Source organism: Candidatus Methanoplasma cognatum (assembly GCA_009777615.1).
Taxonomy (GTDB): domain Archaea; phylum Thermoplasmatota; class Thermoplasmata; order Methanomassiliicoccales; family Methanomethylophilaceae; genus Methanoplasma; species Methanoplasma cognatum.
Map to the genome: position 1 here is coordinate 1 of WRLM01000003.1, position 24,868 is coordinate 24,868.

21 protein-coding genes are annotated in these 24,868 nt (G+C 52.7%); 12 read left to right on the forward strand and 9 right to left on the reverse strand.

Features of this window, described 5'->3' with window-relative positions; translation table 11 throughout:
* The 3 genes from FWG96_04310 to FWG96_04320 form a co-directional block, all read left to right on the forward strand.
* Positions 1-331, forward strand: a 331-nt coding sequence (locus tag FWG96_04310; GenBank protein MCL2032471.1) for a uroporphyrinogen-III synthase, incomplete at its 5' end; no start/stop codon positions are given.
* Between the two features lie 715 nt (positions 332-1,046).
* On the forward strand, positions 1,047-1,361 hold the full coding sequence (locus FWG96_04315; GenBank protein ID MCL2032472.1) for a nucleotidyltransferase domain-containing protein: 315 nt from the start codon (positions 1,047-1,049) through the stop codon (positions 1,359-1,361).
* Positions 1,351-1,710, forward strand: coding sequence for a DUF86 domain-containing protein (locus tag FWG96_04320; protein MCL2032473.1), 360 nt, complete (start codon positions 1,351-1,353; stop codon positions 1,708-1,710). The genes FWG96_04315 and FWG96_04320 overlap by 11 nt, the downstream gene beginning before the upstream one ends.
* Positions 1,711-1,778: 68 nt before the next feature.
* On the opposite strand, the gene FWG96_04325 is transcribed toward FWG96_04320, so the two are convergent.
* From FWG96_04325 to FWG96_04340, 4 genes are all read right to left on the reverse strand, one after another.
* Positions 1,779-2,567: a ferrochelatase gene (locus tag FWG96_04325; protein MCL2032474.1), complete on the reverse strand. Its 789-nt coding sequence runs from the start codon at positions 2,565-2,567 to the stop codon at positions 1,779-1,781.
* A gap of 44 nt (positions 2,568-2,611) precedes the next feature.
* Positions 2,612-3,379 carry a precorrin-3B C(17)-methyltransferase gene (cobJ, locus tag FWG96_04330; GenBank protein ID MCL2032475.1) on the reverse strand — a complete coding sequence of 256 codons (768 nt, stop codon included), beginning with the start codon at positions 3,377-3,379 and terminating at the stop codon, positions 2,612-2,614.
* 12 nt (positions 3,380-3,391) lie between these two features.
* Complete coding sequence (cobI, locus tag FWG96_04335) at positions 3,392-4,099, reverse strand: precorrin-2 C(20)-methyltransferase (protein ID MCL2032476.1); 708 nt, start codon at positions 4,097-4,099, stop codon at positions 3,392-3,394.
* 247 nt (positions 4,100-4,346) lie between these two features.
* Entirely contained in the window at positions 4,347-5,702 is a 1,356-nt protein-coding gene (locus FWG96_04340; GenBank protein ID MCL2032477.1) for an SEL1-like repeat protein, read from the reverse strand.
* A gap of 136 nt (positions 5,703-5,838) precedes the next feature.
* Here FWG96_04340 and FWG96_04345 point away from each other — a divergent pair, with 136 nt between their 5' ends.
* Positions 5,839-6,162 carry a nucleoside triphosphate pyrophosphohydrolase gene (locus FWG96_04345; GenBank protein ID MCL2032478.1) on the forward strand — a complete coding sequence of 108 codons (324 nt, stop codon included), beginning with the start codon at positions 5,839-5,841 and terminating at the stop codon, positions 6,160-6,162.
* Here the strand turns inward: FWG96_04345 and FWG96_04350 are convergent, their stop codons facing one another.
* The 4 genes from FWG96_04350 to FWG96_04365 all read right to left on the reverse strand — a co-directional run bounded on the left by FWG96_04350 (position 6,163) and on the right by FWG96_04365 (position 11,037).
* The gene (locus FWG96_04350; GenBank protein ID MCL2032479.1) at positions 6,163-6,612 is read right to left on the reverse strand and encodes a GNAT family N-acetyltransferase; all 450 of its coding nucleotides are present in this window, start codon (positions 6,610-6,612) and stop codon (positions 6,163-6,165) included.
* Positions 6,613-6,628: 16 nt separating this feature from the next.
* Positions 6,629-8,614, reverse strand: a complete 1,986-nt coding sequence (locus tag FWG96_04355; GenBank protein MCL2032480.1) for a phospholipase D-like domain-containing protein — start codon at positions 8,612-8,614, stop codon at positions 6,629-6,631.
* A 604-nt stretch (positions 8,615-9,218) separates the two neighbouring features.
* Complete coding sequence (gene tpiA, locus FWG96_04360) at positions 9,219-9,899, reverse strand: triose-phosphate isomerase (protein ID MCL2032481.1); 681 nt, start codon at positions 9,897-9,899, stop codon at positions 9,219-9,221.
* Positions 9,892-11,037: a fructose-1,6-bisphosphatase gene (locus tag FWG96_04365; GenBank protein ID MCL2032482.1), complete on the reverse strand. Its 1,146-nt coding sequence runs from the start codon at positions 11,035-11,037 to the stop codon at positions 9,892-9,894. Before FWG96_04365 ends, tpiA begins: the two co-directional genes overlap by 8 nt.
* A gap of 335 nt (positions 11,038-11,372) precedes the next feature.
* Here FWG96_04365 and FWG96_04370 point away from each other — a divergent pair, with 335 nt between their 5' ends.
* The 6 genes from FWG96_04370 to FWG96_04395 all read left to right on the forward strand — a co-directional run bounded on the left by FWG96_04370 (position 11,373) and on the right by FWG96_04395 (position 21,753).
* Positions 11,373-14,621, forward strand: coding sequence for an InlB B-repeat-containing protein (locus FWG96_04370; protein ID MCL2032483.1), 3,249 nt, complete (start codon positions 11,373-11,375; stop codon positions 14,619-14,621).
* Positions 14,622-14,748: 127 nt separating this feature from the next.
* Positions 14,749-16,053, forward strand: a complete 1,305-nt coding sequence (gene aspS, locus FWG96_04375; GenBank protein ID MCL2032484.1) for an aspartate--tRNA(Asn) ligase — start codon at positions 14,749-14,751, stop codon at positions 16,051-16,053.
* Between the two features lie 72 nt (positions 16,054-16,125).
* On the forward strand, positions 16,126-16,710 hold the full coding sequence (locus tag FWG96_04380) for a Holliday junction resolvase (protein ID MCL2032485.1): 585 nt from the start codon (positions 16,126-16,128) through the stop codon (positions 16,708-16,710).
* A 207-nt stretch (positions 16,711-16,917) separates the two neighbouring features.
* Positions 16,918-18,174 (forward strand): histidinol dehydrogenase, encoded by a 1,257-nt coding sequence (hisD, locus tag FWG96_04385; GenBank protein MCL2032486.1) that lies wholly within the window; start codon positions 16,918-16,920, stop codon positions 18,172-18,174.
* Positions 18,171-20,243, forward strand: coding sequence for a polyphosphate kinase 1 (gene ppk1, locus FWG96_04390; GenBank protein MCL2032487.1), 2,073 nt, complete (start codon positions 18,171-18,173; stop codon positions 20,241-20,243). The genes hisD and ppk1 overlap by 4 nt, the downstream gene beginning before the upstream one ends.
* Positions 20,236-21,753, forward strand: a complete 1,518-nt coding sequence (locus FWG96_04395; protein MCL2032488.1) for a Ppx/GppA family phosphatase — start codon at positions 20,236-20,238, stop codon at positions 21,751-21,753. Before ppk1 ends, FWG96_04395 begins: the two co-directional genes overlap by 8 nt.
* A 5-nt stretch (positions 21,754-21,758) precedes the next feature.
* Here FWG96_04395 and FWG96_04400 read toward each other — a convergent pair whose 3' ends face one another.
* Positions 21,759-22,400: a CDGSH iron-sulfur domain-containing protein gene (locus tag FWG96_04400; protein MCL2032489.1), complete on the reverse strand. Its 642-nt coding sequence runs from the start codon at positions 22,398-22,400 to the stop codon at positions 21,759-21,761.
* 384 nt (positions 22,401-22,784) lie between these two features.
* On the opposite strand from FWG96_04400, the gene FWG96_04405 reads away from it, so the two are divergent.
* A complete protein-coding gene (locus FWG96_04405; GenBank protein MCL2032490.1) occupies positions 22,785-24,059 on the forward strand; it encodes an Nre family DNA repair protein in 1,275 nt (424 codons plus the stop codon).
* A gap of 22 nt (positions 24,060-24,081) precedes the next feature.
* Positions 24,082-24,828, forward strand: coding sequence for a radical SAM protein (locus tag FWG96_04410; GenBank protein ID MCL2032491.1), 747 nt, complete (start codon positions 24,082-24,084; stop codon positions 24,826-24,828).
* Positions 24,829-24,868: the final 40 nt, after the last annotated feature.

Consider the following 24,868-nt stretch of genomic DNA (forward strand, 5'->3'; position numbering starts at 1 on the left):
AGCGGGTGCGGAGGTCGTAGATTTTGCCGCCTATAGTCTGAAGCCCGCTGATCCAGGATATCTCAAAGAGATACTGGATGCGGGAAATATTGGAAAGATAGATGTGTTCGCCTTCACGAGTCCCCTTTCCGCACAGTCCTTTGCAGAGGCCGCTGAGAGCAGGGCCATTAAAACCGCAGACATGCTTGGTAAGGTAAAGGTTGCCGCGATAGGTAGACCTACGATCGATATGCTGACGTCTCTCGGTATAAAAGTGGACATTATCCCCGAAAGGGCAACGTTTGAGGACATGATCGCCGCGATAAAGAGATCTTTATCGGACACATACTGAATTTTTTGCAGCCTCTTTGTACGCTTAAGAAGTCTCACATCAAACCATTTGTACAGGTCTTCTTATGGACGTCTCAGTGCATCAAAATCAGGCTCCTTCATACAGGACCCACTCCGTTCCGTCCGTACTATCACTTCTTTTCCTTATATTTTGCTCATATGCGAGGTTTTGGAACTCTTGACATCAGTTTTGACAGGAACTCCTCTGTCCGTGCAGGATGGATAGTGACCGTTCTGTCCACGCCGTAGCTTATTCGTATATTCTTGATCTTTTTCGCTGAGAAAGAACTCTGTTCAGTGTCATATTCCGCTTCTACATGCTTAATGGAAGAATAATAGATTTCTTCTTTATATCGTAATGCACCCTTGATCAAAAGGCTGTTCGGGGATAAAGTATACTTCGTTCTTACGAAAAAAGGGAGGAAAAATAATAACAACGGCAGCCCCAATGCGTTTCTAATAATCCTGCCACGGTGGTGAATGTGAAAAAGACCGTGTTCCATAAAGAACTCGGTATAGATCAAATAGATCATCCAAAGCAGGGTAAGCACCAAAGCAAAGATGAGAAGATTGGTGCCCCTTTGCCTGTATACATCGCCCCGCATATGGGTACATCGAAACACGTGTATTTATTATAACAACGATCGGGGATCCTTCTTTTTATCCCGTATATTGGAACAGACAGTTTTATAGTCAGACAGAACAATCACAATAACATGATCAGGATCGGCAACGATGAGATTCAGCGCATTCGCGGAATAGTCGAGCCGATAGCATCGAGAAGAGGCGGATTCGAACGGATATATCTGTTCGGTTCCCGCGCCAGAGGCGACGGAACTGAAAAAAGCGATTATGATTTCTGCGTATATCCTGATGATGATGTAAGCCTCCTTAAACTGGTGGGCCTCATGAACGATCTGACAGCAGGTCTGGAAAGCGAAGTGGATATAGTAGATGCTACCGCACTGAAGGCTGGAGATGTCTTCATAAGTGAAATCGAAAGAGACGGGGTACTGGTCTATGAAAGATGAGTGCGGCCCGTTATATGCTCTTGGGATGATCATCAGATTCTGTAATTCTATAAGATCGGCAATGGAACGTTTCGGAAATGATGAAGAAGACTTCCTCGGAGATGAGTTGTACCAGAACAGCTGCTGCTTTGCACTCATACAGATTGGGGAGTATGTGAAGAAACTCCCGAAAGAGATCACGAAAGAACATCCGGACATAGAATGGTCTGAATTTGCCGGGTTGCGCGACTTTATAGCACACAGTTACCACAAGACCAATATGCACAGAATATGGATCATCATGACAGAGGACATTCCTCTCCTGAAACCCAGATGTGAAACGATTCTAGATGAGTTGAAAAATGAATAGACTCAGGCAACCTGATCGTACCTTGCGCTTATTGTTTCATGGTACTTATTAACTGCCTGGAATCTGGATCAACGCAATGCAACCGGCTTCCCGATCTTTTTGACAAGAATGTCATTCATGTCAGGATTTAGTCCAAGGGGCTCGGCATAAAATATCGCGATATTTCTGCCTTCTCTTTCCACAATCCCCCCGTTGCTGCCTGCAGGTATGCCCAATTTCTCCGGTATCTCCTCACCGATATGGGCGCCGGAAGCGAGGAACATAGGAAGCACGATGATCCTATCAAACCCGGCATTCATCATCTCTTCGTACGAATGCTCTATGGTCGGTTCATTATATTCGTTGAAACCGGCAAACACATTCCTGACGCCGGATGCTTTCAGGCGGTCGGATGTCATGTTGACAAGGTCGGCGTTATGTTTCATTGGGGAGCCATGTGCAACAAGCAATACTCCGGTGTTTTCGGAGCAGCCTACCTTCTTCAGCTTCTCCAGCAGGACCTGCGTGACGCCAGGGTCATCGCCAAAGGGCTCATTGTAATGGATCATGATGTCTTTGCCATACTTGGTCGACACAAAGCTCCCGTATCCTTCCGGTATTCCGAGTTTGCATGGTATGTCCTGTGTCGTATGCCTCCCAGACGCTACAAAAAGCGGCAGCGCAACGATCTCGCTGACGCCGTCAGCGGCCATTGATCCCATAGCATCTTCTATTGAAGGGTCGGTCATTTCATTGAATGCGGTGCGGACGCAATATCCTTTATTTTTTAGCAATCCTGCATGCATATCGACCATTTCTTTGTTGAACGGCAGCCTGGACCCGTGTCCGATCAGCAGCACGAAAGTCTTCTCAGACATGTTCACCCTCCTTCCTTTTGTTCTTCATTATTTTGAATATCATTTCAAACACCTAATATCTCATAGCCTCTCGGAGTGATCATCCTTCCTTTTGAGATATAAGTCTGGCTGTTACCGATTATCACTATGCAGAACATATCTATCTCGTCATAATCGATCGCACCCAGCTTTGTTATCTTTTTGCTTTCGTCCTTTCTGCCGGCATTCCTAACGATGCCGACCGGCGTCTTTGAAGAGCGATATCCGCTTATGATCTCCACCGCCTTTTGGAGATGGTCCGTCCGCTTCTTGCTCTTTGGATTGTACAATGCGATTATCATGTCCCCGTCGCTTGCGCGGTCTATGCGCTTCATGATGAGATCAAGCGGCGTCATGAGGTCGGAAAGGCTTATGATGGCGAGATCGTGCATAAGCGGCGCACCCAATATCGAGGCGGCGGATGAGGCGGCGGTCACTCCGGGCACGGTCTCTATTTCAATGTCAGATCCTATCTCGTCGGCCATCTGGTAGATTATCCCGGCCATCCCGTATATCCCGGAATCTCCGCTGCTCACCATAGCGACGGTCAGTCCTTTATCTGCCTCTTCGATGGCGATCCTGCACCGCTCAACCTCTTTCATCATGCCGGTCGTTTTGTATGTTTTATCGGGAAAGTACTCCTTTAGGATGTCAGTGTATGTGGTGTAACCTATCACAAGGTCGGCGTTCTCTACCGCGCTGACCGCCCGCAGGGTCATGTCTTCTTTGTTTCCGGGTCCGAATCCTACTACGTACAGTTTTCCGGACATTATGTCATCTCCTTGGACTGACATTTGTAACGTGCGTCATCGTTTGGTCTCCTTTCTTTTCTTTACTATCACAGTGGTGAAATAGCCGTACTTTCTTTTTTTGTCAAGAGGTCCGACATATTGATCATCGAGGCCGACATTGCTGACAACGAACACATCCGCTCCGTGATCCAGGCTCTCGATCTTTTCGGATATTCTGTCTATCGAGCCGTAGGCTTTCATTATCACCACGTTATCGAACTCGTCAAGCGCGTTACAGAAAAGTTCAGATCCCTCTGCCGCTGAGACGACCGCAAGACCTTCCGTGCCTATCGTCAGCGGTATCTTTGCCCTTGCGGCACCGTCACAGAACGACGGCACTCCCGGGACCACCTCCATTTCATAGCCTCTGCTCTCGATATCCTTGCCTACGCGCATGAATGTGCTGTACACGGTGGCGTCGCCGAGCGTTATCATGCAGACGTCGTCCCCCCTTTCAAGCGCGGACGTCAACTCGGTTATGGCGTCGCCGTAGTTGGACGATCGGACCGCTTTGTCGGATGACATACTGAACACAAGCTCCAAGACTTGTTTTCCCGAGACATCTATTGCTCCTTTGACGATGTTCAATGCGGTGCTGTGTTCCCCCCGCACTCTTACCGGATATGCGATGATGCCGCATTCTTCGATCGTTCTTTTAGCTTTTAGGGTAAGGAGTTCCGGGTCGCCGGGACCTATGCTCACTCCATACAGTTTTCCTTTCATCCGGGCACCGAGGAGTAGATGGCTATGCCCTTATTATAGTTTGGCACATACATCCAACAGAGAGTAAAAGATTCCGGGCGCCGCCGGACAGGTCATTCGGCGGAGGTCATCCCTCCGGAGAGGAAACAGCGGTATTCTACGCGCTGTTGTTCTCTCCCTTTTAACTTCCGCCTGTGGTCGCGGGTGCTGCCTTATGCTGCGAAATCTGACGATCAGCGATCGAACATGTGACCCCGTGGTGCATCCGTCATTGTTTCAATACGGGAGCACCGTTTCCCATCAGTTCCAGGATCTCCGAGGCATTGAACGGTTGTCCTTCTATCTTTTTGGCCGCCCTGAAGTGATCCCTTTTGGCCGCGACAGCGTAGTACTTGTAGGCAAGGAGCATATTCTTTTCCACGCCCAGCCCGTTCTCGTACATCTCTCCCAATTCGAACAATGCGTCGAGCGCGTGCGCGTCGGTCTCGTATGTCTTAGCGGCGGATTCCAGCATTCTCTTCGCTTTCACAAAGTCCCTGGCCACTCCGGGCCTTCCTTCCTTATAGAATACGCCCAGGCGGTGCTGTGACTGCGATTCGTTCTGTCTTGCCGCCAGCTCATACCATTTCGCGGCCTCGGCATAATCTTTCTCGAAGAGGATCCTTTCATTCATGTGGCCGACCTTGTATTGCGCTATGGCGTTGCCCTGTTCAGCGGCAAGCCTGTACAATCTGAAGGCCTCTTTGTAATCCTGCTCCACACCCTTGCCCCATTCATATCTGTAGCCGAGTTCGGCTTGCGCGATCGCGTCTCCCTGTTCGGCTGCGAGAGTGTACAGCCTGACGGCCTCCTTGAAGTCCAGCTCCACTCCCTTCCCTTCAAAGTACATGTAGCCGAGGTTGGCTTGCGCCCTGGCGTTACCCTTTTCCACTGAAAGTTTGTAAAGCCTGACGGCCTCTTTGTGGTTCTGTTCCACGCCTTTTCCCCAAGCATACATGAAACCTAAGTTGGCTTCCGCGTCCGCATTGCCTTGTTCCGCAGCTAGCTTATACAGCCTGACGGCTTCGTTGCTGTCCTGCTCCACGCCTTTTCCCCAGGCATACATGAATCCGAGGGTGTTCTGTGCTCTGGCGTCGCCCTGTTTGACGGCAAGTCCGCATAACCGAACGGCTTCTTTGTAGTCGCGTTCCGCGCCTCTCCCTTCGAAATACATCTGACCGAGGCTGGATTGTGCGCGGGCAAGTCCCTGTTCCGCCGCCAGCTTGTACAGCCTGAATGCTTCTTTGTAGTCGCGGTCCACGCCTCTCCCTTCGGAATACATGTGGGCCAGGTTGGCTTGCGCGCTCGCATTACCCTGTCCGGCGGCGAGCTTGAAAAGCTCAAGGGCCGCTTTATGATCTTTATCAACGCCCTTTCCTCTTGCGTACATGAGGCCGAGATTGTTTTGTGCGTCGGCAAGTCCTTTATCCGCAGCGAGCTTATACAGCCTGGCGGCTTCTTTGTAATCCTGCTGTACGACTTTCCCGTTTTCACACATGAAGCCGAGGCCGTTCAGCGCTTTCGGATCTCCGGTATTCGATCCGTTCAGCAGATCGAACAGCTCTTTATAAATGTCATTAAGCATACCCATCGCACCCATATATATCTCTGAAATAATATTCTTTTGTTCGGCGCGCGCCCGAATCACCTGTTTATTGCCAGATTGCGCGGGCGTTCAGCGTGTACAAACATTTTTCAAATTCCGCCGTGTTTATGCTCTCATGGCTGTCAGAACAGTGAATAAGCTCGTCAGGGACAGGATCCCGGCCTTAATAATCGAGAGCGGGGAGATGCCAAACTTCAGGATAATGGACAACGATGAGTTTCTGGAGGCGCTGAACGAAAAACTGCTGGAAGAGGTCGCGGAATACCAGAGATCCAAGAGCATGGAGGAATTGGCGGACATCCTGCAGGTGATCTGTTCGATATCCGAGGTCATCGGCCGCGGCTTTAAAGAGCTTGAATATATAAAGGACGAAAAAGCGGCCGAACGCGGGTTTTTCAAAATGCAGACGTTCCTTGAATCCATTGATGACATGAAATGATCATGAGTTCCCCCGCACGCTGCACATCATCCTCAGGGCGCTGCCGCCGTCGTAGTAGAATTCCTCCAGATATGCGATGGCCGTGAACCCTCTCTTTTCGTAGAAAGAAATGGCGCCGGTGTTCTCCTCTTTCACTTCCAGCTGTATGTAGTGTCTTCCGTCCATTGAGGTGCGGAATCTGAATTCCTCCAGCAGTCTGCTTCCGACCCCTTCTCTCCTGCGGCGGGGGTCCACGGCAAAGATCTGTATCGACGCTTTGTCCTGCGGTAGCCTTGCTCCCGAAAGGAATCCTATCACATTTCCGAGGTCATCCGCTGCAATCAGCTGTCCGCCCGGCCACCCGTTGATGAAAAGAAGGAACACCTCACGGACGTACCTTTCGCCGAGCGACTTGTCTGCGATCTCGTAAACACTGTCTATATCGGAGACGGTCATCTGCCTTACTAACATCAAAAAGGTATGGCGGTCAGCGGTTATTATTCCTCCTTCTCATAATAACGCCTGCACCGCCGGCGGCCATAAGGCCCGCTGCGGCGGCGGCCCAGAGACTATCCCCGCCGAAAGAATAACCTCCTCCGTCGGTCACCGTATATTCGCAGGAAGCCGAATAAGGCGTTCCGTCCATCGCCACACTTATTGTGTAGGTCCCTTCGGGAAGGCCGGTGCAGACGATCATGTTTATGTCCGACCGTCTGAGAATGCCTTCGCCCAGAACGTCCCACACATAGGCATAATGTTCCGGCCCGGAGACATAGAACGCATAGATCGGTTCCCCGTTGAACGAAAGCACATCGAATGTTATTTCAAGGCCGGTCTCCGCAATGGTGTGCTCATTCACTCCCCAGTCTTCAATGAACAGCTCGGCAAAGAACGCGGTCACCTCAGGGGAATCTATGACCATGGCGAATTCCCTGTTGTTAACGAACGAACCCTCCGTCCAGTTTACCGAGCCTACCCATACCAGATCATCCATTATCACGCCTTTGTTGTGTATGAGGGAGAACGATGCCCTGCCGTTCACAGAAATAGCTTTGATCGCGGTCGTATTATTCAGAGTGTTGACATATTCGTCGTTCCTGCCGCCGTTCGCGGAGGAGTCCAGGATTAATCGCGTATCGACCCCCCTTTCCGCCGCTGACAGCATCCACCTCAGCGGAGAGGTTCCGGCGACGGTCTTGTAGGAGCTTCCCAGGTCAAGTTGCTGAGAGAAAACCCTTACGTCGGAATTCTCGATGAAGTATTTCAGCGCGGATGCGGAATTATCCGGAGACAGCACGGGCATTATCCTGGCGTCAAAGGCTGCCGTTTCCTGATGATCCTCCGCCCCGCTGAAACTCAGGGCCCCCTGATACGGCTTCAGCGCAGGGTAGAGATCAAGAAGGGGGCGGACGTCCCCGTATGCCTGGTTCAGGTCGCTGAGGAACACGTTCCTGACATATTCTGCGAAACCGTTACTTTCCGCGACGATCCCCCAGCCGCGGTTCGAACAGCCCGGGCCCAGGTTGCTGGAGGTCCAATTCTCGGAAGTGACGATCACCTTCTCTGAATCAATTACCGCATACTTGTTGTGGAAATATGAGAACCGTTTGTAGCTGCCCGCGGGATCGTTGATAAGGTACACCTCGCCTCCCGCATCGGCAAGGGACCGCATCAGCGTGAGTTCGGTGCTGATATCGTATCCTAACACATTCCCTTCCAAAAGGACGCATACTCTCACCCCCCTCTCCGAAAGATCACAAAGGAGGGCGACCAGTTGGACGCTTGTAAGGAGATAGATGGAGATCAGGACCTCGCGCTCGGCTTGCCCTATCTCTTTGAAAATGGGAGAGCCGCGGGATTCAGGGAAGCTGAAAGGCGTCACGACGGCGTCGAAATACAGTTCCGGATCGAAAACGTTGTTGGTAAGACCCGGTTTTGTAGAGTTCCAATCGGTAAGAGAATCTGTATCCACGGAGCCTATGCGAAGCAGATATCTGCCTGAGGGCAGACTTACGGGCTCCCCGACCCAGCCCTCTTCTGCCTTTTTGTTCCCGTAGCAAACAGCATCGATCAATACGCTGCCGCAGTAAAGGTAGATATCGTCCCCGGCGTCCGCAAGTATGAAGCTCCCTTTCTTTTGAATGCGCTCATCGTCGAAAGTTATCACGCGGTCCCTCCCCGAGAACCAATCGTCTGCGGCGGCGGTCTTTACAATGGTCAGCCTTGTAAAAGGTTCGATACAGATATCCTCTGCAAATGTGAGCGTCCCCTCCCCGTCGGTTATGGACCAGCCGTTAAGATTCACATTTTCGGGACCATAGTTGAAAAGAGATACCCCTTCATGGCTGCCGAAGGGCTGCACCTCGGAGAAAAGGACCCCGTCCGTTATTTCCCCCGATGAGTTGTTTTCAACGAACAACACGGGCGATAAGAACAGCAGCAAAATGAGAGCAAGGCACCTTTTTTTGACCATATAATACAAATTGTTCGGTTTATATTAAAATGCGAAATACTAGAGTTAGGAGGTTATACAATAAGCATGAATATATATCGACAGACTGTTTTACAGATAGAGGGAGAAATGAAATTTGCAGGGATGCCGTTGCTTCGTTCGAAATATAGGGGAAAGATTGAGAACTTACAGCACAGGGTCCCGGTGAACATAAAGTTCAGGAAAATGACAAACCTCTTGAAGATCCGTAGGGGCCGATCGAAGGAGTTTTTGAGTTGACCAAACAGCTTTGTACGCCGGTCCGAAGGGTCAATGCATGCAGCGGTGCGGCATCCTCGCAAAAGTTCAGAGAACAGGATACGAAGATACAAGAAAAGATGATGGTAATCTGATGACGGAAGCGGGCATGAAAAAGCTAACCCGAAGATGTTATTGTGATTGCGGGCATGGGACAGCAAAGGGGTCGATCCCCTATCCTTACCATTTGTCCAATACACACGGCGTCTGACGGATTGCTCTTTACGCCTTATAACCACATGCCGTTCTGTTGCAGATGAGGGCGGGTAAGGGGAAGACATCTTTTCAAAAAATGCCCTGTAGAGAGCATACGGTCGTCCCGGGCCGGTCAGAGGCGCTTCACAAGATCAAGGAGCGCTGCTTTGGGGTCCTTTGCTTTAACGACGCCGGATGCAAGAAGCACTCCGGAGGTGCCGAGATCTATCGCCGCTTTGACGTCTTCGCCGGTCTTCACGCCCGCGCCGCAGAGGACCGAGATGGACCCGTTCACCTTTTTTACGGCCTCCACGGTCTTTTCGATGATGGCGGGGTTCGCCGTGGTCACCGATACATTCCCTCCGATGAGCTCCGGAGGTTCCACAGCGACATAGTCCGGTCTGAACTCAGCCACCTGTACCGCGGATTGGACATTTTCCGCACAAACAACGGTCATAAGGTCAACGCCCTTTGACAACTCAACACATTCTCCGATCCTTTTCCAGGGTGTTTTATGTTCGGAATGGTTGATCAGAGTTCCGGCCGCACCGCATCCCTTAATCATAGAGGGAGTGGTCCAGCCGGTGGCCGAACCTGGTGCGTAGGGATCCGCGTTCTGAGACAGAACGGGGATCGAAACGCTCCTCGATATCAGCGAAAGGTCCACGGCCGGGGGGCAGACCGTTATGGTTATTCCTGTTTCATCTGTCACAGCCTCGCATATCTTGGCGAGAGCGAGGGCGCCGTTCGCCTCCACTTCGCTGTATGCCTTGAAATTGACGATGATCGCCGGCTTAGTGACCTTCTTAGTCAAGTTTCTCAAACCTCTGTTTCAATTCCTTGAGAACCTCCGGCCTGGAAGTGTATTCCATTTCCTCCGCCGGAAGTATCGAGGGAGTGAAAGGCCCCTGCGTCCTGAGGAACCTGCTTGTCTTTATGGCATTTGTGCGGGCGGTGTCGAACGTTGGGTTGCCGAAGAAATCGACAGGCACATGGTCTCCGCCTTTGGAGTTGATATCCTCCAGCCCCTGAAGTTTCCCGTCATTCAGCTGGAACCCGAGGCAGCATATCCTCGGAGGTCCGTCGAAATATGTGGGATCGGATTCCTCCGGAGAGCAGGGGTAGAATGTTCCGTAGTGAGAACCCCTCATCCATCCTCCCGCGATCCAGGATGTCATAAGGAACGGCTGTGTGTACTCCCCGACAGACGGGAGGCCGTTCTGGCAGCGGCAGACGCACACCGGGTCGTCCTTTCCGATGTATTTACCTGCGGTAAGGTTGAGCTTATCGGTAGAAATGACGCATGCCGGACCGATCCCCGCCCTTGAGGATATTCTTTTAATGGCGTATCTTGAGGTGTCTCCGAGGAGCGCGAGGATGCTGAGGGTCTCCTCCGGCGAGGAGAGGACCACCTTCTTGCTGTCCATGACATCATGCACCTCCACGTCGAATCCTTTCTTCGCCCTTGCGTCGACGACCAGTCCGGTGGTCGTGAAGGGGTCCAGGAATATCCTGGAAAGTATGGGGGAGTATGCCGAGGGTTCGGTCTTGTCCGCAATGAAGAACAACAGCGGCTCCGATCCTCTTTCCTCGAACGACATCTCCGCAGAGCCGGGCCCGGCGCCTTTGACGTTGCCGGAGAACGCATCGGTGAGTATGTCTTGGCCGGCGGCGTACAGCTTCATGGATTTGGCGATCTTGGTGGCTTCCTGGAAACACTCCCACGCGGCGCTGTGTATCTCTTTGTTGCCCTCTCCTTTGTAGTGGGTCATGAAAAGGTTTATGTCGTCCCCCACGCGGGTGACATAGAAGTCTTCAAGGATCCCCTGCCTCTGTTTGTCTGCCAGGATCTTCTTTGCAACCTGCATCATAGAAGGATGGGGCCTCGAGTGTCCTACAACGGAACCTACGTCCGCTTTGATAACTGAAACGGTCACTTTCTCTTTAACCATGGATTCACCATTTTCTTTTTGAGTATAGGCAGACAGTTATAATAATATTTATTTTGAAAGGAACGACACTTTTTTCGGAGGAGGAGTTTGTCAGTTTTTTGCATATGTATTGATATATATTCATATAAAAAATATGTCCAAAATATTTAAGTCGTATGTAATGGGATGCTCGCCAGACAAATTATTTCATATAAAATACAGAGGGGGAAGGGAATATTATACCAACTACCTATAGAAAATGCCGTGCTGCTTAGCGTACCATTTCGGCCAGCATAGCAAATCCCAACAGGAATGGGAAGGCAGCGGCAGCGGCGATTCTGCTGGTATCAGTAATCATGATGTCGGCCCTTCTGATAGCATCGGAGGGAACGGAAGCCGATCCGGCCGATGTGTACGCGGACACGGTGCAGGAACTTTCGGACGCTATGATCAACGCATTCGAAGATACGAACATCTTCCTGACAGAGGACTTCGCTGACGATCTGGAGCTTAACGGCACCATACAGATAATACTCCCTTCCACACACGACTATAACATTACCATATGCGGCGGTACGGCGCTGACAGCAAAAACAGGCGAACGGCATTTCGATATCGTCAATAACGGCACGGGCACCATAAGGTTCGAAGATGTGAAACTCACGAACGATTCCAAAGTGCCGAATACCGGCGGCATGCAGCTGCAGGGAGGGAACTATGAGTTCGCAAACTGCTCGTTCACTGACCTTACAAGAACGTCAGTGACCTTCAACGGGAACAGGAACGACGCCTCCTTTGTTGATTGTACCTTCAGCGACAATGTCAACAGAGCGATAGTTCTGAGGGGCGGCCAGTCTGCGGATGTCGCCGAATATGATCTCAGAAACTGCCTGTTCCTGAAAAACAGCGTCACCGGCTCCACCAACAGCGACGAGGGCGGCGCGGCAATACATGCGAAGGGCTCGTATTTCAGCCTCAGCATCGACGACTGCGCATTCATTGAGAACAGATCCGTCGGAACGATGCAGGCGATCTCTTCGGCGGGCGCAAACAAAAGGATGGACGGCGGCGCTCTGTACATCAACGCCGCCGACGGCAACACCGGCGCCTTACTGAACATCCATAACTCATATTTCGAGAAGAATTTCGCACAGGATGACGGCGGCGCGATACTTGTCGAAGGGACGCAGACCTTTACCAGCATAAGGAGCAGCATCTCAAACTGCACATTCTACGACAACACCGTCGCCGGGGCGCATTACGGAGGGTCCATGTTTGGTCTCACCGCCGCGGTCACCGACGGTGCGGGCGGCGCGATAAACTATTTCGGACTGACCGAATCGGAGGTCACACACTGTACATTCTACAACAACGGGGTGACAGGCGCATATCCGGCGGGAGTGAATCCCACCCTCAAGTATGGGAGCACAGGAGGAGGCGGCGCGATCGCCGTCGATACGGGCAACTACGGAACAGACATCGAACATCTTCCCCCGATGCCGAAATTGACCAACAATATCTTTGTCGGGAACTATGTGCTTTATCCCGCTTCCCAATCGAATATCAATACCATCAACGGCCTTTCCGGTAATGTGCTCGGCGACATGCTGGAGCGTTCGAGGACAGGTAACGTCTTCGTCCTCCCCCTTTGTGACGCTGATTTCCAAGGGGTCCTGCTCGGAATGGATCCCCGTATGCTTGAGAACAACGGGAACATAGGCTATGACAACGGCAACCATGATACCTACGGCAACCCGAAAACAAACCACTATTACCACACCACAGGGTCAAGCGGGTACAGTAACGGGATCAGCTCGACCGAGGGGATACTTGTCAAGAACATATTTGCACATTACAACGGCACCGCCAACAGAGGAGATCCGAACACCGCGATATCTACGGAGTACGGAGACTATGTCGGGGCGGAAGGCAGTGTCACGAAGAAAAAGTGTTTCATCGTGAGCCCAACATCCAATGAGCTGTACCGCGACGGGTCCGTACCGTACGTGGTGGAGATCCCCTATGACGCGCTGGGAAATAAGCGGGATACGTTCCCCAATGCCGGAGCGGTCGAGATATTCTGGACCATGTTCAACCCCGGCGCCGGCGCCGATTGGACGGACGCTGTGCCGACTGAGATAGAAAATCCGGACAATTCGGGCGAGGTCTATGAAGTGATACAAAGCCTGAACTTCGGCACGAACAACAGCTACTATGTGATGACCGCCGTCGGCATACCGGATGTCCCTTCGGGGGACCTTATCGCGATGCCGCGCTCGGCGATAGAGCATTCTTCCCCCGACTACGGATTCCTGGGATGGCGCAGCAGCGTACCGGACCTGGACTGGATCGGCTATGCACAATGGGCGGCCGATAACGGTTATGTCGAAATATCTGTCCAGGAATTCCTGGGCAGCCATCCTCTCACCGATCTGCCTGCGGACGCGTTCCCTCTTTATCAGCCCGGGGACATAATTCACTCGGCAAAACAGACACTGACGGCAGAGTGGCAGCAGGACCTTTACAGAGTGGATTTCGACCTCAACTACGACGCCGTGCCCAATTGGTATAACTCACCCGAACCGGGGAAGGAGGCGCCGAGGCTGAATGTTGCCGCAGGAAGCACAATTGCGGCGCCTGTTGAGCCGCAGCGGACGGACCATGCGTTCGGAGGCTGGCATACGGATGCGGGATGCTCCCAGGTCTGGGATTTTGATTCCGACGCCGTCACGGCAGATATCGTCCTTTATGCCAAGTGGGCGATCCTGACCTACAGCGTCATTTATCACAGCGACGGAGCCGGCAGCGGCGCCGCTCCGGCCGATCCCGGCAGCCCCTACGCAATATGGTCGCAGGTAACGGTCCTTGGAAAGGGTACGCTGAATAGGACGAATTTCACCTTTGAAGGGTGGAGTACGGTCCCCGGCGATTCTTCCGCCGTGTATGCGGAGGGTGATACGTTCGTCATCAGCGGAGATGTGGACCTGTATCCCGTCTGGACGTACGTTCCCGGCGGGGGCACCGCGCCCGCAACATTCTACATCTATTCGAGTGCCGATGACGGATCGTACATAGACCCGCTGGGTACCGTGAGCGTCAAGGAAGGCGGCAGTGCGGCGTTCACCTTCTCCGCCAGACAGGGATATGATATTAAAGCGGTCTTCATCGACGGAGAGGAACGACCGGAGCTTCCCGGCGCCGGTTCGTATACTTTCAACAATGTCATTAGAGATCACTACATATCCGTCATATCCGCCGCTCCGGAGACGGTCGTCCCGGAGGATATGGAAGGTGGAGGAAAATGGTCCCCCTTGAACCTGATATGCGCCGTGATCGCATTGGCGGCAGGCGCGATAGGGATCGTTGCGGGCAGGAACCGGTCCGTCGAAGACGAAAAGACGCGCAGGTCCAGGTCGGCAGCGGCGCTCAGGGTGCTCGGCCTGCTTACCGGGATCATGGCGATCGTAGTGTTCTTCCTGACAGAGGATTGGACGCTGCCGCCGTCGGCTGTGGACGAGTGGACACTGCTGATGTTCGTTCTGCTCGTTGCGTCCATATTCGCAACCCTCGTCAGCTTCCGTTTTGACAGGGCAGGGGAAGAGTGAAGTGGTTCCGAGATAAACCGCACAACAAACGCCCGTCCTCAGGGACGGGCCTCTTTATTTTCATCAAACATAAAAGCCGCCTACTGCAAGTTATTTATTATATGCGGGTCTAATCAGGCATGTTAAAATGACCTCGATCAGAGACTCCGGTAATATTGGTAAGGAAGACGGCATCGTTACAGTGAAAGGATGGGTCCAGGACATAAGGAATCTTGGCGGCATATCCTTTCTGACCCTCAGGGACAGGTACGGTACGGTGCAGATAACAATGCCGAAAAAGAAGATAGAACCAAGTTTATTCGAATCGCTTACCCGGCTGTCAAGGGAATCGGTCGTCGCAGTGACAGGAGAGGTGAAAGAAAGCGACCAGACGGCTTTGGGCGTCGAGGTCATACCGATCTCGTTCGAACTTTACAGCGAAGCCGGGGTACCGCTGCCGATGGGGGTCATAGACAAGGTCAACGTTGAGATGGACACGCGCCTCAACAACAGGTTCATGGACCTCAGGAAGCCGGAGATGAAAGCGGTGTTCGAGATAAGATCGCTGGTGGCCGAACTGATATCCGAGGCCATGATCAAGAACGGTTTCCTGAATATCAGCACCCCCAAGATAGTCGCTACGGGGGCGGAAGGCGGCGCAACGCTTTTCTGCATAGATTATTTCGGAAGGCAGGCATATCTGGCGCAGAGTCCCCAGCTCTATAAGCAGATGATGATGTCCACCGGCCTCGACAGGGTGTTCGAGATAGGTCCGGCCTTCAGGGCTGAAAACTCCAATACGAACCGCCACGTCACAGAGTTCTCTTCTTTCGACGGAGAGATGGCCTGGATAGAGAAAGAGGAGGACGTCATGGCGGTGATAGAAGAAGTGATTGATCACGTTCTCACGCAGCTCAAAGAAAGGGGCAAGAAGCATCTGGACATTCTAGGAAAGGATATAATTGTCCCGAAGAGGCCGTACCCCGTGCTGACATACACCGAATGCCTTAAGACGGTCATCGGTCTCGGCCTGCCCCTTAAGGACGGGGACGATCTCGGTACTGAGGGTGAGAAGCTGATAGGCGATATGATGGCCGAAAGAGGGAACGATCTGTATTTCATCATCGAATATCCCGAAGAGGCTAAGCCGTTCTATATCATGGAGAAGGAAGGCACGGATCTGTCTTTCTCATTCGATCTGGATTACAAAGGCCAGGAGATATCCTCCGGAGGCCAGAGGGAGCACAGGTACCCTGAACTTCTGAAAAGGATGGAGAAGAAAGGCCTGAACCCAGAAGACTTCGGTTCCTATCTGGATGCTTTCAGATACGGCATGCCCCCCCACGGAGGCTGGGGGATGGGAGTGGACCGTTTGGTCTCAAAGATACTGGACCTTCCGAATGTGAGGGAAGCGATACTGTTTCCCAGGGACACGAGCAGACTTACTCCGTGATGCACTTTCGGTACTTTCAGCCACCCCCATGTTTTCTTTTAATAATCTCCCGTACATCCAGACAGTGATATCATGGCGGCGGCCGGAGACATTTACGAAAGGGAACTGAAGGGTCTGCTCAGCGGGGATCGAAAAGCGATAACGAAAATGATCAAGACCTGCAGTGAAGAGGAGACCAGATCCTACAATCTGATGCTGGAGGACCCGTTCCTGGTCATAAGGGCGGCGGGGTCTCTCGGCGTGGACCTTGTCGCTCTCAGATGGGATTACTCGTTCCCCATAGAAGTTAAGAGTTCGGCCGAGGAAACGATGCATTTCAGCAGGAACCCCAGGCTCACCGAGCAGGCCGCGAATATGAAAGAGGTATGCTGCAGGTCGAGTCTTCTCCCCGTCTACGCATTCAGGCTTAAGAGCGTAAGGGGGGATCCGTGGAGGATATTCACGATCCCCACCCGCAATGAGCTGAAAGGAAAGAATGAATCCCTTCGGGAAAGGATCCCGAAGATGGAGGTCACCGGCAACGGGAACTATGTGATGAGGTGGGGCGATGGTATGAAGCTCTGCGATCTCATGTCGTATATGTCGGACGGCAATGTCCCGGAAGAGCCGGACGGCGTCGTCAGCGGCGGCACTCCGGAAGAGATATATGAAGAATAAGGGCCGTCAGCACTCATAGGGCTCATCACGGATCAGCCTGGTTCTTTCTTCATCCGGCCGTCTCATGATGGTTTAGGCGGTTAATAAAGCGTATGACGAGGCGCTCAGGTCGCTCGGTAAGCGGTCTCTTTCTTTCCACGAGCCGTTTTTTCAGGCACGGTCTTCCCCTGCGTATAATATAAATTCCTCCGAACCTATGGGGGAAACATGTGGAAACAGGTCAAAGAGAGCTTTTGGAAAGAGAACCGCGAGTCGAAGGTCGACGAAGTGATGGACGCTGTGCAGGACATAATCGATCTCGTCAGGTTCGAAGGCGATAAGGCGTTGGCAGACCTGACAATGAAATTCGACAAGGTCATGATCGAGGATATCGAAGTATCCAGAGATGAGATCGAGGAAGCGTATGAGAACGTAGACCCGATCCTGCTGGATGAGATAGAGAACGCGGCAGACTTCATACAGCGTTTCCACGAGCTTCAGGTCCCGGAGGACCTCTGGCTGAAAGAGATTGAGCCGGGGATAACCCTGGGCGTGAAAAGCACTCCTCTGGAAAGGGTGGGCTGCTATATACCTGGGGGAAGGGCGTCTTATCCCTCCACCGCACTGATGTGCGTGATCGCCGCAAAGGCCGCGGGCGTGGAGGAAGTGATATGCTGCACCCCGCCGCCGGTCAGCCCGCTGACGTTGGTGGCCATGGACATAGCCGGCGCGGACGAGATCTATAAGGTGGGCGGCGCCCAGGCCATAGCCGCAATGGCTCTGGGGACGGAGTCCATAGAGCCGGTGCAGAAAGTGGTCGGACCCGGCAATGTTTACGTAACAGCCGCGAAGATGATGCTCAGAAAGAACGTGGAAATAGACTTTCCCGCCGGACCGAGCGAGATCGGGGTCCTTGCGGACGAGACCGCTAACGCAGAATTCATCGCGGCGGACCTTCTCGCCCAGGCGGAGCACGATCCGTCGTCGGCGTGCCTGCTGGTAACGACCGATCCGGAGCTTCCGGACGAGGTCTGGTCGTTCATGGAAGAGCAGATGGAAGGCGCTCCGAGAAAGGACATAATGCTATCCGCGCTGAAGAACTCAGGATATATCGTGGAAGAGGACATGGAGCTGGCAGCGGAGATCATGAACGGCATAGCGCCGGAACACCTCTCGATACAGGTCAAAGATCCGCTGGACGTTCTTTCGAGGATAACCAACGCCGGGTCCGTGTTCATAGGACCTTATACGCCCATTGCGGCCGGCGATTATGCATCCGGAACTAATCACGTTCTTCCTACCGCCGGGTATGCGGCGACGATGTCAGGGCTGAACGTATCACATTTCAGGAAAACATCCACGGTCCAGATGATATCAAGGGATGGACTTGCCGTCCTTGCCCCCACCATAATAGCTTTATCTAAAGCTGAGGGGCTGCACGCACATTCAGATTCGGTCAAGATAAGGGGACGGAAAGAAGAATGAATCAGGCGGAAGAGGTTGATCTTTTCGACCACAGCCTATACATAAACAGAGAGCTGTCCTGGCTGGAGTTCAACCGCAGGTGCCTCGCCGAGGCCAATGATCCGAGCGTTCCGCTGCTTGAGAGAGTGAAGTTCCTCGCCATAGCGTACGGGAACATGGACGAATTCTTTATGATAAGGGTCCCCGGGCTGCTGCAGAAGGAAGAGAGCAGCAGTCTGATAGCCATCGGGCCGGACGTCTACCGCGACACAAAGGCTCTTATGTCGGAGATAAACGTCTCCGTCGACAACCTGGTGGACGGCTACGAGGCGTGCTGGGGCAAGCTGAGGAAGGAACTGTATGACGGCGGCATACGGATACATGACATCGGTTCCCTCTCCGACGGCCAAAAGGCCTGGGTCGGAGAATACTACAGAGAAAGGGTGCATCCCCTGCTCACCCCTCTGGCGCTGGACATCTCCCATCCATTCCCGTTCATATCAAGCAATTCGCTCAATATCGCGGTGAGGATAAACAACAAAGGGGAGAACATATACGCAAGGGTTAAGGTGCCGCTGAGCATTCTGCCGAGGTTCGTAAGGATACCGTCCGAATCCCAGGGTATGGATTTTGTTCAGCTCGAAGACATAGTCGAATCGGAGATCAATCATCTCTTTCCGGGAATGAATGTGACGGGGGCGTACATCTTCAGGGTGACAAGGAACGCGGACATCCAGGTGACCATCGACGAGGCATGCGACCTGATGTCTGCCGTCGAGACGTCTCTTGACTCAAGGGACGTGGGGTTCCCGGTCAGGATGATGGTGGAAGAAGGCATGCCGAACGAGATGATATCTCTCTTCGGAAGGAATCTGAAGCTAAGGGACAATCAGATACACACGGCAACGCTGGGAGGAATGCTTCTGACCGACCTGTGGCAGATAGCATCGCTTGACGTGCCCGAATTCAGGGACAAGCCCTTCGTCCCTTACGTCCCGCCCGAGTTCGGGGAGGACAGGTGCATCTTTGACACCATCAGAGAAAAAGACTGGATGATATTCCATCCCTACGAGTCGTTCGATATCATCGTGCGCTTCCTTAACGAAGCGTCAGAGGACGCCAGCGTTCAAAGCATAAAGATATGTCTTTACCGGATAGGAAAGGATCGGTCGATCATAAATGCCCTGAGAAGGGCCCGCGAAAGCGGCAAGACCGTCTCCGTCCTGATGGAACTGCGCGCAAAGTTCGACGAGACCAACAACATTTATCTGGCGAGGGAGCTCGAGAAGATCGGCGTCCATATGGTCTACGGGCCGGTCGACCTGAAAGTGCATTCAAAGCTTCTGCAGGTGGTCAGGCTGGAGAACGATAAGCTCATCAGATACACCCATATGAGCTCCGGAAACTACAACACGAGTACAGCGAAGCAGTACGGCGACACGTCCTTCCTTACCATCAACAAAGAGATAGGGGATGACGTCGGCGAACTGTTCAACGCGCTGACCGGCGTCTTCGGCCCCAGAGATTATAAATGCCTCCTGGTCGCCCCGACGACGCTGAAGAAGACCCTTATCGGAAAGATAAGAAGGGAAGCGGAGAACCAGGCGAAGGGGAAGAAGGCATACATCGCGATGAAATCCAACGGCCTTGTCGATTCCGATATCATTGCGGAATTATACAAGGCGTCAATGGCGGGCGTGAAGATCGACCTGAACATCAGGGGCCTGTGTTGTCTGAGGCCCGGTCTGAAAGGGATCTCTGAGAACATCAGGGTGATCAGCATCGTCGACAGGTACCTTGAGCATTCGAGGATATATTATTTTGAGAACAACGGTGACCCCGAGATGTACATGGGGTCCTCCGACATGATGCCGAGGAACCTGATCGCAAGGGTGGAGGTACTGTTCCCGATAGTCGATAAAAAAATGCTCGCGCTGATAAAAAAGAACATACTCGATATTCATCTTAAAGACAGCTTGAAGGCCAAATGTCTGACCCCGGGCGGACGGTACGTCCCGGTGAAGAAGAAAGGCAGGAAATTCCGTTCGCAGGAATGGTTCATCGAAAACAGAGGCAAATGGCATGGCTGAGGATTCAAAGGTCATAAGCTTCATCGATATAGGAACGAACTCCATCCACATACTCGTCGTGCGCTTCTTCGGGAACTCGATCGGCACTCCGATCTACCAGGACAAAGAAACGGTGAGGCTGGGGCAGCACCTTTTCAAACAGGGTTACATCGACGAAAATACCATTGAGAGGGTGCGCATCGTTATGTCGAACTTCGTGCAGCTCTCAAAGGACCTCGGGGCGGAGAAGATAATAGCATATGCGACATGCGCCGCGAGGGAGGCGTCAAACAGAAAAGAATTGCTGGACGCGGTGAAGGTGGAAGGCGTTGACGCAAAGATAATATCGGGGCTCGAAGAGGCGAGGCTCATAAGGCTGGGGGTGTTCGGCCCGAACGGCCCTCCTCAGAAAACATTGGAAATAGACATCGGCGGCGGCAGCACGGAGATAGCCCTCTGCAAAGGAAGCGAGGATCTCTTCTTTGACAGTCTGAGCCTGGGTTCGGTGAGGCTCGCGTACGGAGGGGAAACGGACCACACCAAAGCGCTGACCTTCTCTGAATATGATTTCTTAAGACGGCAGGTCGACATGATGTCCTACCGCACCTGCCGCAGGGTCAGGGAGATAGGGTTCGAAAAGGCCTACGGGTCGTCGGGGACAATGATCGCTCTCGCGGAGATGTGCGCCGCTAAGAGGGACGGGGATTCATCCTACATGATGTACTATGAATTGGTGGAGGTGATGAAGGAACTCTACAGGAAAGACGTCGAGGAAAGGAAGGAAGTGCCCGGTATGAATCCCGTAAGGGCCGACATCATTGTATCGGGCGGGGCGGTAGCGGAGGAGCTCATGTACCTTCTGGGGATCGACAGGATAGAGATAAGCGAGAGGGGCATGAAGCAGGGGATGGAAATGGATTATCTTCTGAACAACGGGCACTCCGAGTTCAATGTGAAGGAGTCGTCCGTGCTGAACCTCGCAAACAGATGCCAGTATCAGAGGCCCCATGCGGAGACGGTACGGAGGAACGCGCTCCTGCTGTTCGACGGCATGAAAGAGCTCGGCATACACAGCATAGACGGCGAGATGAGGACGCTCCTGTCGTATGCGTCCCTGCTTCACGATATCGGGGAGTTCATAAGCTATACGAAACACCACATCCATTCTTACACGATCATCGTCAACTCCTTCCTCCCCGGGTTCGATAACGAGGAACTGAGGACAATGGGGCTGCTGGCGAAATTCCACCATAAGAAATTCCCCGACAGGGGATCAAAGCATTTCAGCGGCATGAAGGAAAGTGAGATATCGGACATCCTGATGTGCGCCATGATGCTTAAGATCGCCGACATACTGGACCGCCACCGGAATTCCTCCGTCGATACGGTCGATATATCCGTATCGGCCGGCGCCATAACGGTCGGTCTGGGATCGGAGTCCGACATAAGCATGGAAATATGGAAGCTGAAGACCATAAAGGATGATTTTAAAGATGTTTTCGATCTCGACCTTGAGATAAAACGGCTGTGACCCCCTCAGCGAAGGTGCGCCGCGTCGCAGAAGGGTTTGTTCTCAGACCTTCCGCAGCTGCATAGGGCGACACGGTTCCTCACCTCATACACATAACCGTCCGATGATTCCACAGGTATCCCGCCTTTGACCCAAAAGGGACCTCTCTTCGTGCCTGCCGAGGTTGCGGAAATGCTTTTTTCAAGTTTTGGTTCCTGTATCTCCCCGTCTATTGTTATAACAAGACTTCCGCCCGAACAATCGTATGTCTGCTGCAGCGCGATGTCGAGAGTTTTCTTTTTCTTGACGGTGCTTTCGATCTTATGTCTTCCGTGGCAGAACCCGTCGCCGACGCAAAGCGCGGGGTCCTGCAGCAGGGCAACACCATCATCTCCGTGGCAGATCTTCGCCCTCTCGGCAAAGGTGTTCCTTGGGGCGGTCTCTGTGCCGTCGAAATTGCCATGGTCACCGCTGCAGAACGGTTTGTCCCCGGACCTTCCGCATCTGCACAGGGCGTACGTCTCGTCAGGGTAGTGCTTCTTTCCGTCCGCCCACCTGTCCGGCTTGCCCATCGCATCTTTTTCGAGGACCTCTTCTTTAAGAGGTACGCCGCCGTACACTATGTACGGGCCGTTCTTCGTGACTTTGATCTTATTACCGTCGGACATGATATCGCCTAAAGTGATAATTGCTGTGTTGGTAAATAATATCGTTAGTGGGAAACTGCGTCCGTACTGCTCGGATCGTTTGACGGAATGACCTCTTCCGAAGTTCAATGACAGTTTTTGATGAAGTATATAGCCGATGCCGCCGCAGCTGCGGCGGCAGGCCATATCGGCCAGAAATCAGTCGAAATTATGCGAGGGTAAACGACTTGTATTACCTAAAAAGGCAATATCATTCTATTTTTCACAATGTTTAAAATATTAAAACGAGCATTTTCGAACCATAGCAAGGGGCAACCCCTTGCACCGGTTTCGACCAGTTGCCTCTTGCTCAATCTTCCCTTCTTGTGAAGTTTTTTCTTTCGGGATGCTATATGGTATGATGAGATGTCAGGCGCAGAGTTCTTCGATAAGATGGCCGAGATAAATCAGTCCCCGGCCAGATCCGGTCTTTGTTCTATATGCAAAGGTTCCAGAAGACTCTGCGGAAAGGACCGCTGCCCTTTGATGATCAAATTCTATTCCCAGCAGAGAACCATGCCGCTGATGGACATAAAGGACCTGGCGGGATGCAGCCCCCCGGCGGTGTTCGTCGGCAGATACGGATATCCGAAGGTGGACATCGGTCCGCTCCTTCCACCCGAATTCGGCGACACATCGATACTGGACAAGCCGGAGATGTGGGTGGGCAAGTCTATAGACGAGATCGTGGATATGAGGTTCAGGCTGGTCAGGGGGAAATACAGGATAGACGCGAAGAACTTCAAGGCCGCCGGCAGGATCGTCGACAGCGTTCAGGAGCTGGCGCTGACGGAGAGACCTTTGGAAGTGGAAGCGAACTTCAGGCAGAAGCCCAGAGGAAGGGTGGTTCTGGACGATGAGGTACAGCCATTCGGCCCGTCGGCGAGGATGGACGGCATGACCATAGGGAGCGGGAGATTCGAAAGGAACCTGGAGAAGAGCTTCTACGACATCGATCTGAACGCCGCAGGGGCCGTGGTCAGCGCCTACAAGAACGGCACTCTCGTCTCCGAGATACAGAAAGCGTTCTCAGTGGGTACGATGGGAGCGGAGAAAAGAAGGCGCTTCGTGCCGACGAGATGGAGCATCACGGCGGTGGACGACATCATCGGCAAGGATCTGCTTAAAACAACAAAATACAACCAGACGATAGATGAGTTCAGGATCTACCAGTGGGAGCAGCTTGACAACAGGTGGTGCGTGCTGATGATGCCATGCACGTGGAGGTACGAGCTCATCGAAGCTTGGTATCCGAACACCACATGGAATCCCCTGGGCAAGACGATCGACATCATTTCCGACTGCGAATTCTTTGAGGGAAGGTCAGAATATGCGCACATCGGCGGCTGCTACTATGCGGCGAGGATGGCCGTGAACGAACTCCTCCTCAAAGAGCGCAGGACCGCCGGAGTGGTGATAATGAGGGAGGCCCATCCCGGATATGTCATGCCGGTAGGGGTATGGAACGTGAGAGAGAACGTAAGGGCAGCTCTCAGAACAAAACCGTTCAAATTCGACGTACTGGACAAGGCCCTCGCACATGTGGACGGGGTGATGGATATCAAAAGAGACACATGGATCAGGAACTCCGGTATTCTGAAAGATTATCTGACGCAGAGGAGGATAGAGGACTATTACTGACCTTATCGAATTCGAGGGCGCCTTGGAATGGGACGGCTGTTACAGGATAACGGAAGCGAAAAGGGCACTTTCCCCCTCCGGCCTTCCCGGCATAGATTACGCTCTCAACCCGTACGGGGGGTGCGAACACGGCTGCGTTTACTGCTATGCGCCGGAGGTTCTGCACACCGATTGGAAGGATTGGAGGGTCGTGAAAGTAAGAACGAACATACCAGAAAGGCTGGCCAAGGAACTGTCGGGTCTGGAAGGAACGATAGGGATCGGAACTGTAACGGACCCGTATCAATACGCTGAAAAAAGATTCAGACTTACGCAGAGATGCCTGGAGATACTGAAAGAAAGGGATTTTCGTATACACCTTCACACGAAATCCGATCTGATCCTAAGGGACATAGAATTGATATCATCCATGAGGGGAGAGGTGGGGATTACAATAACAACTCTCAGTGACAAGTTCTCGAAGATCACCGAACCGGGCGCACCCCTGCCAGGAAAAAGACTGGATACATTGAGGCAGCTTTCGGAAAGAGGCATCGACACATACGCTCTGATCGGGCCAGTGCTGGACCACCTGGACGGAAATGAAGAGGAACTTGTGGAAGCGATCGTTTCTACCGGAGTAGAACGGGTGTTCATCGATAGGCTGAACCCGCGGCCGCTTCTCACGGAAAGACTGAACCGCATGAACATACGCGGATCGGAAAGGCCTAGGGAAAAGATACGGAAGCTGGCAGCAGCTTCGGGACTTTCGGTCAGTGATGTTTTCTGACCGCGGCCGGATTCCCTTCGGGATAAGGGAGGCGCATTAT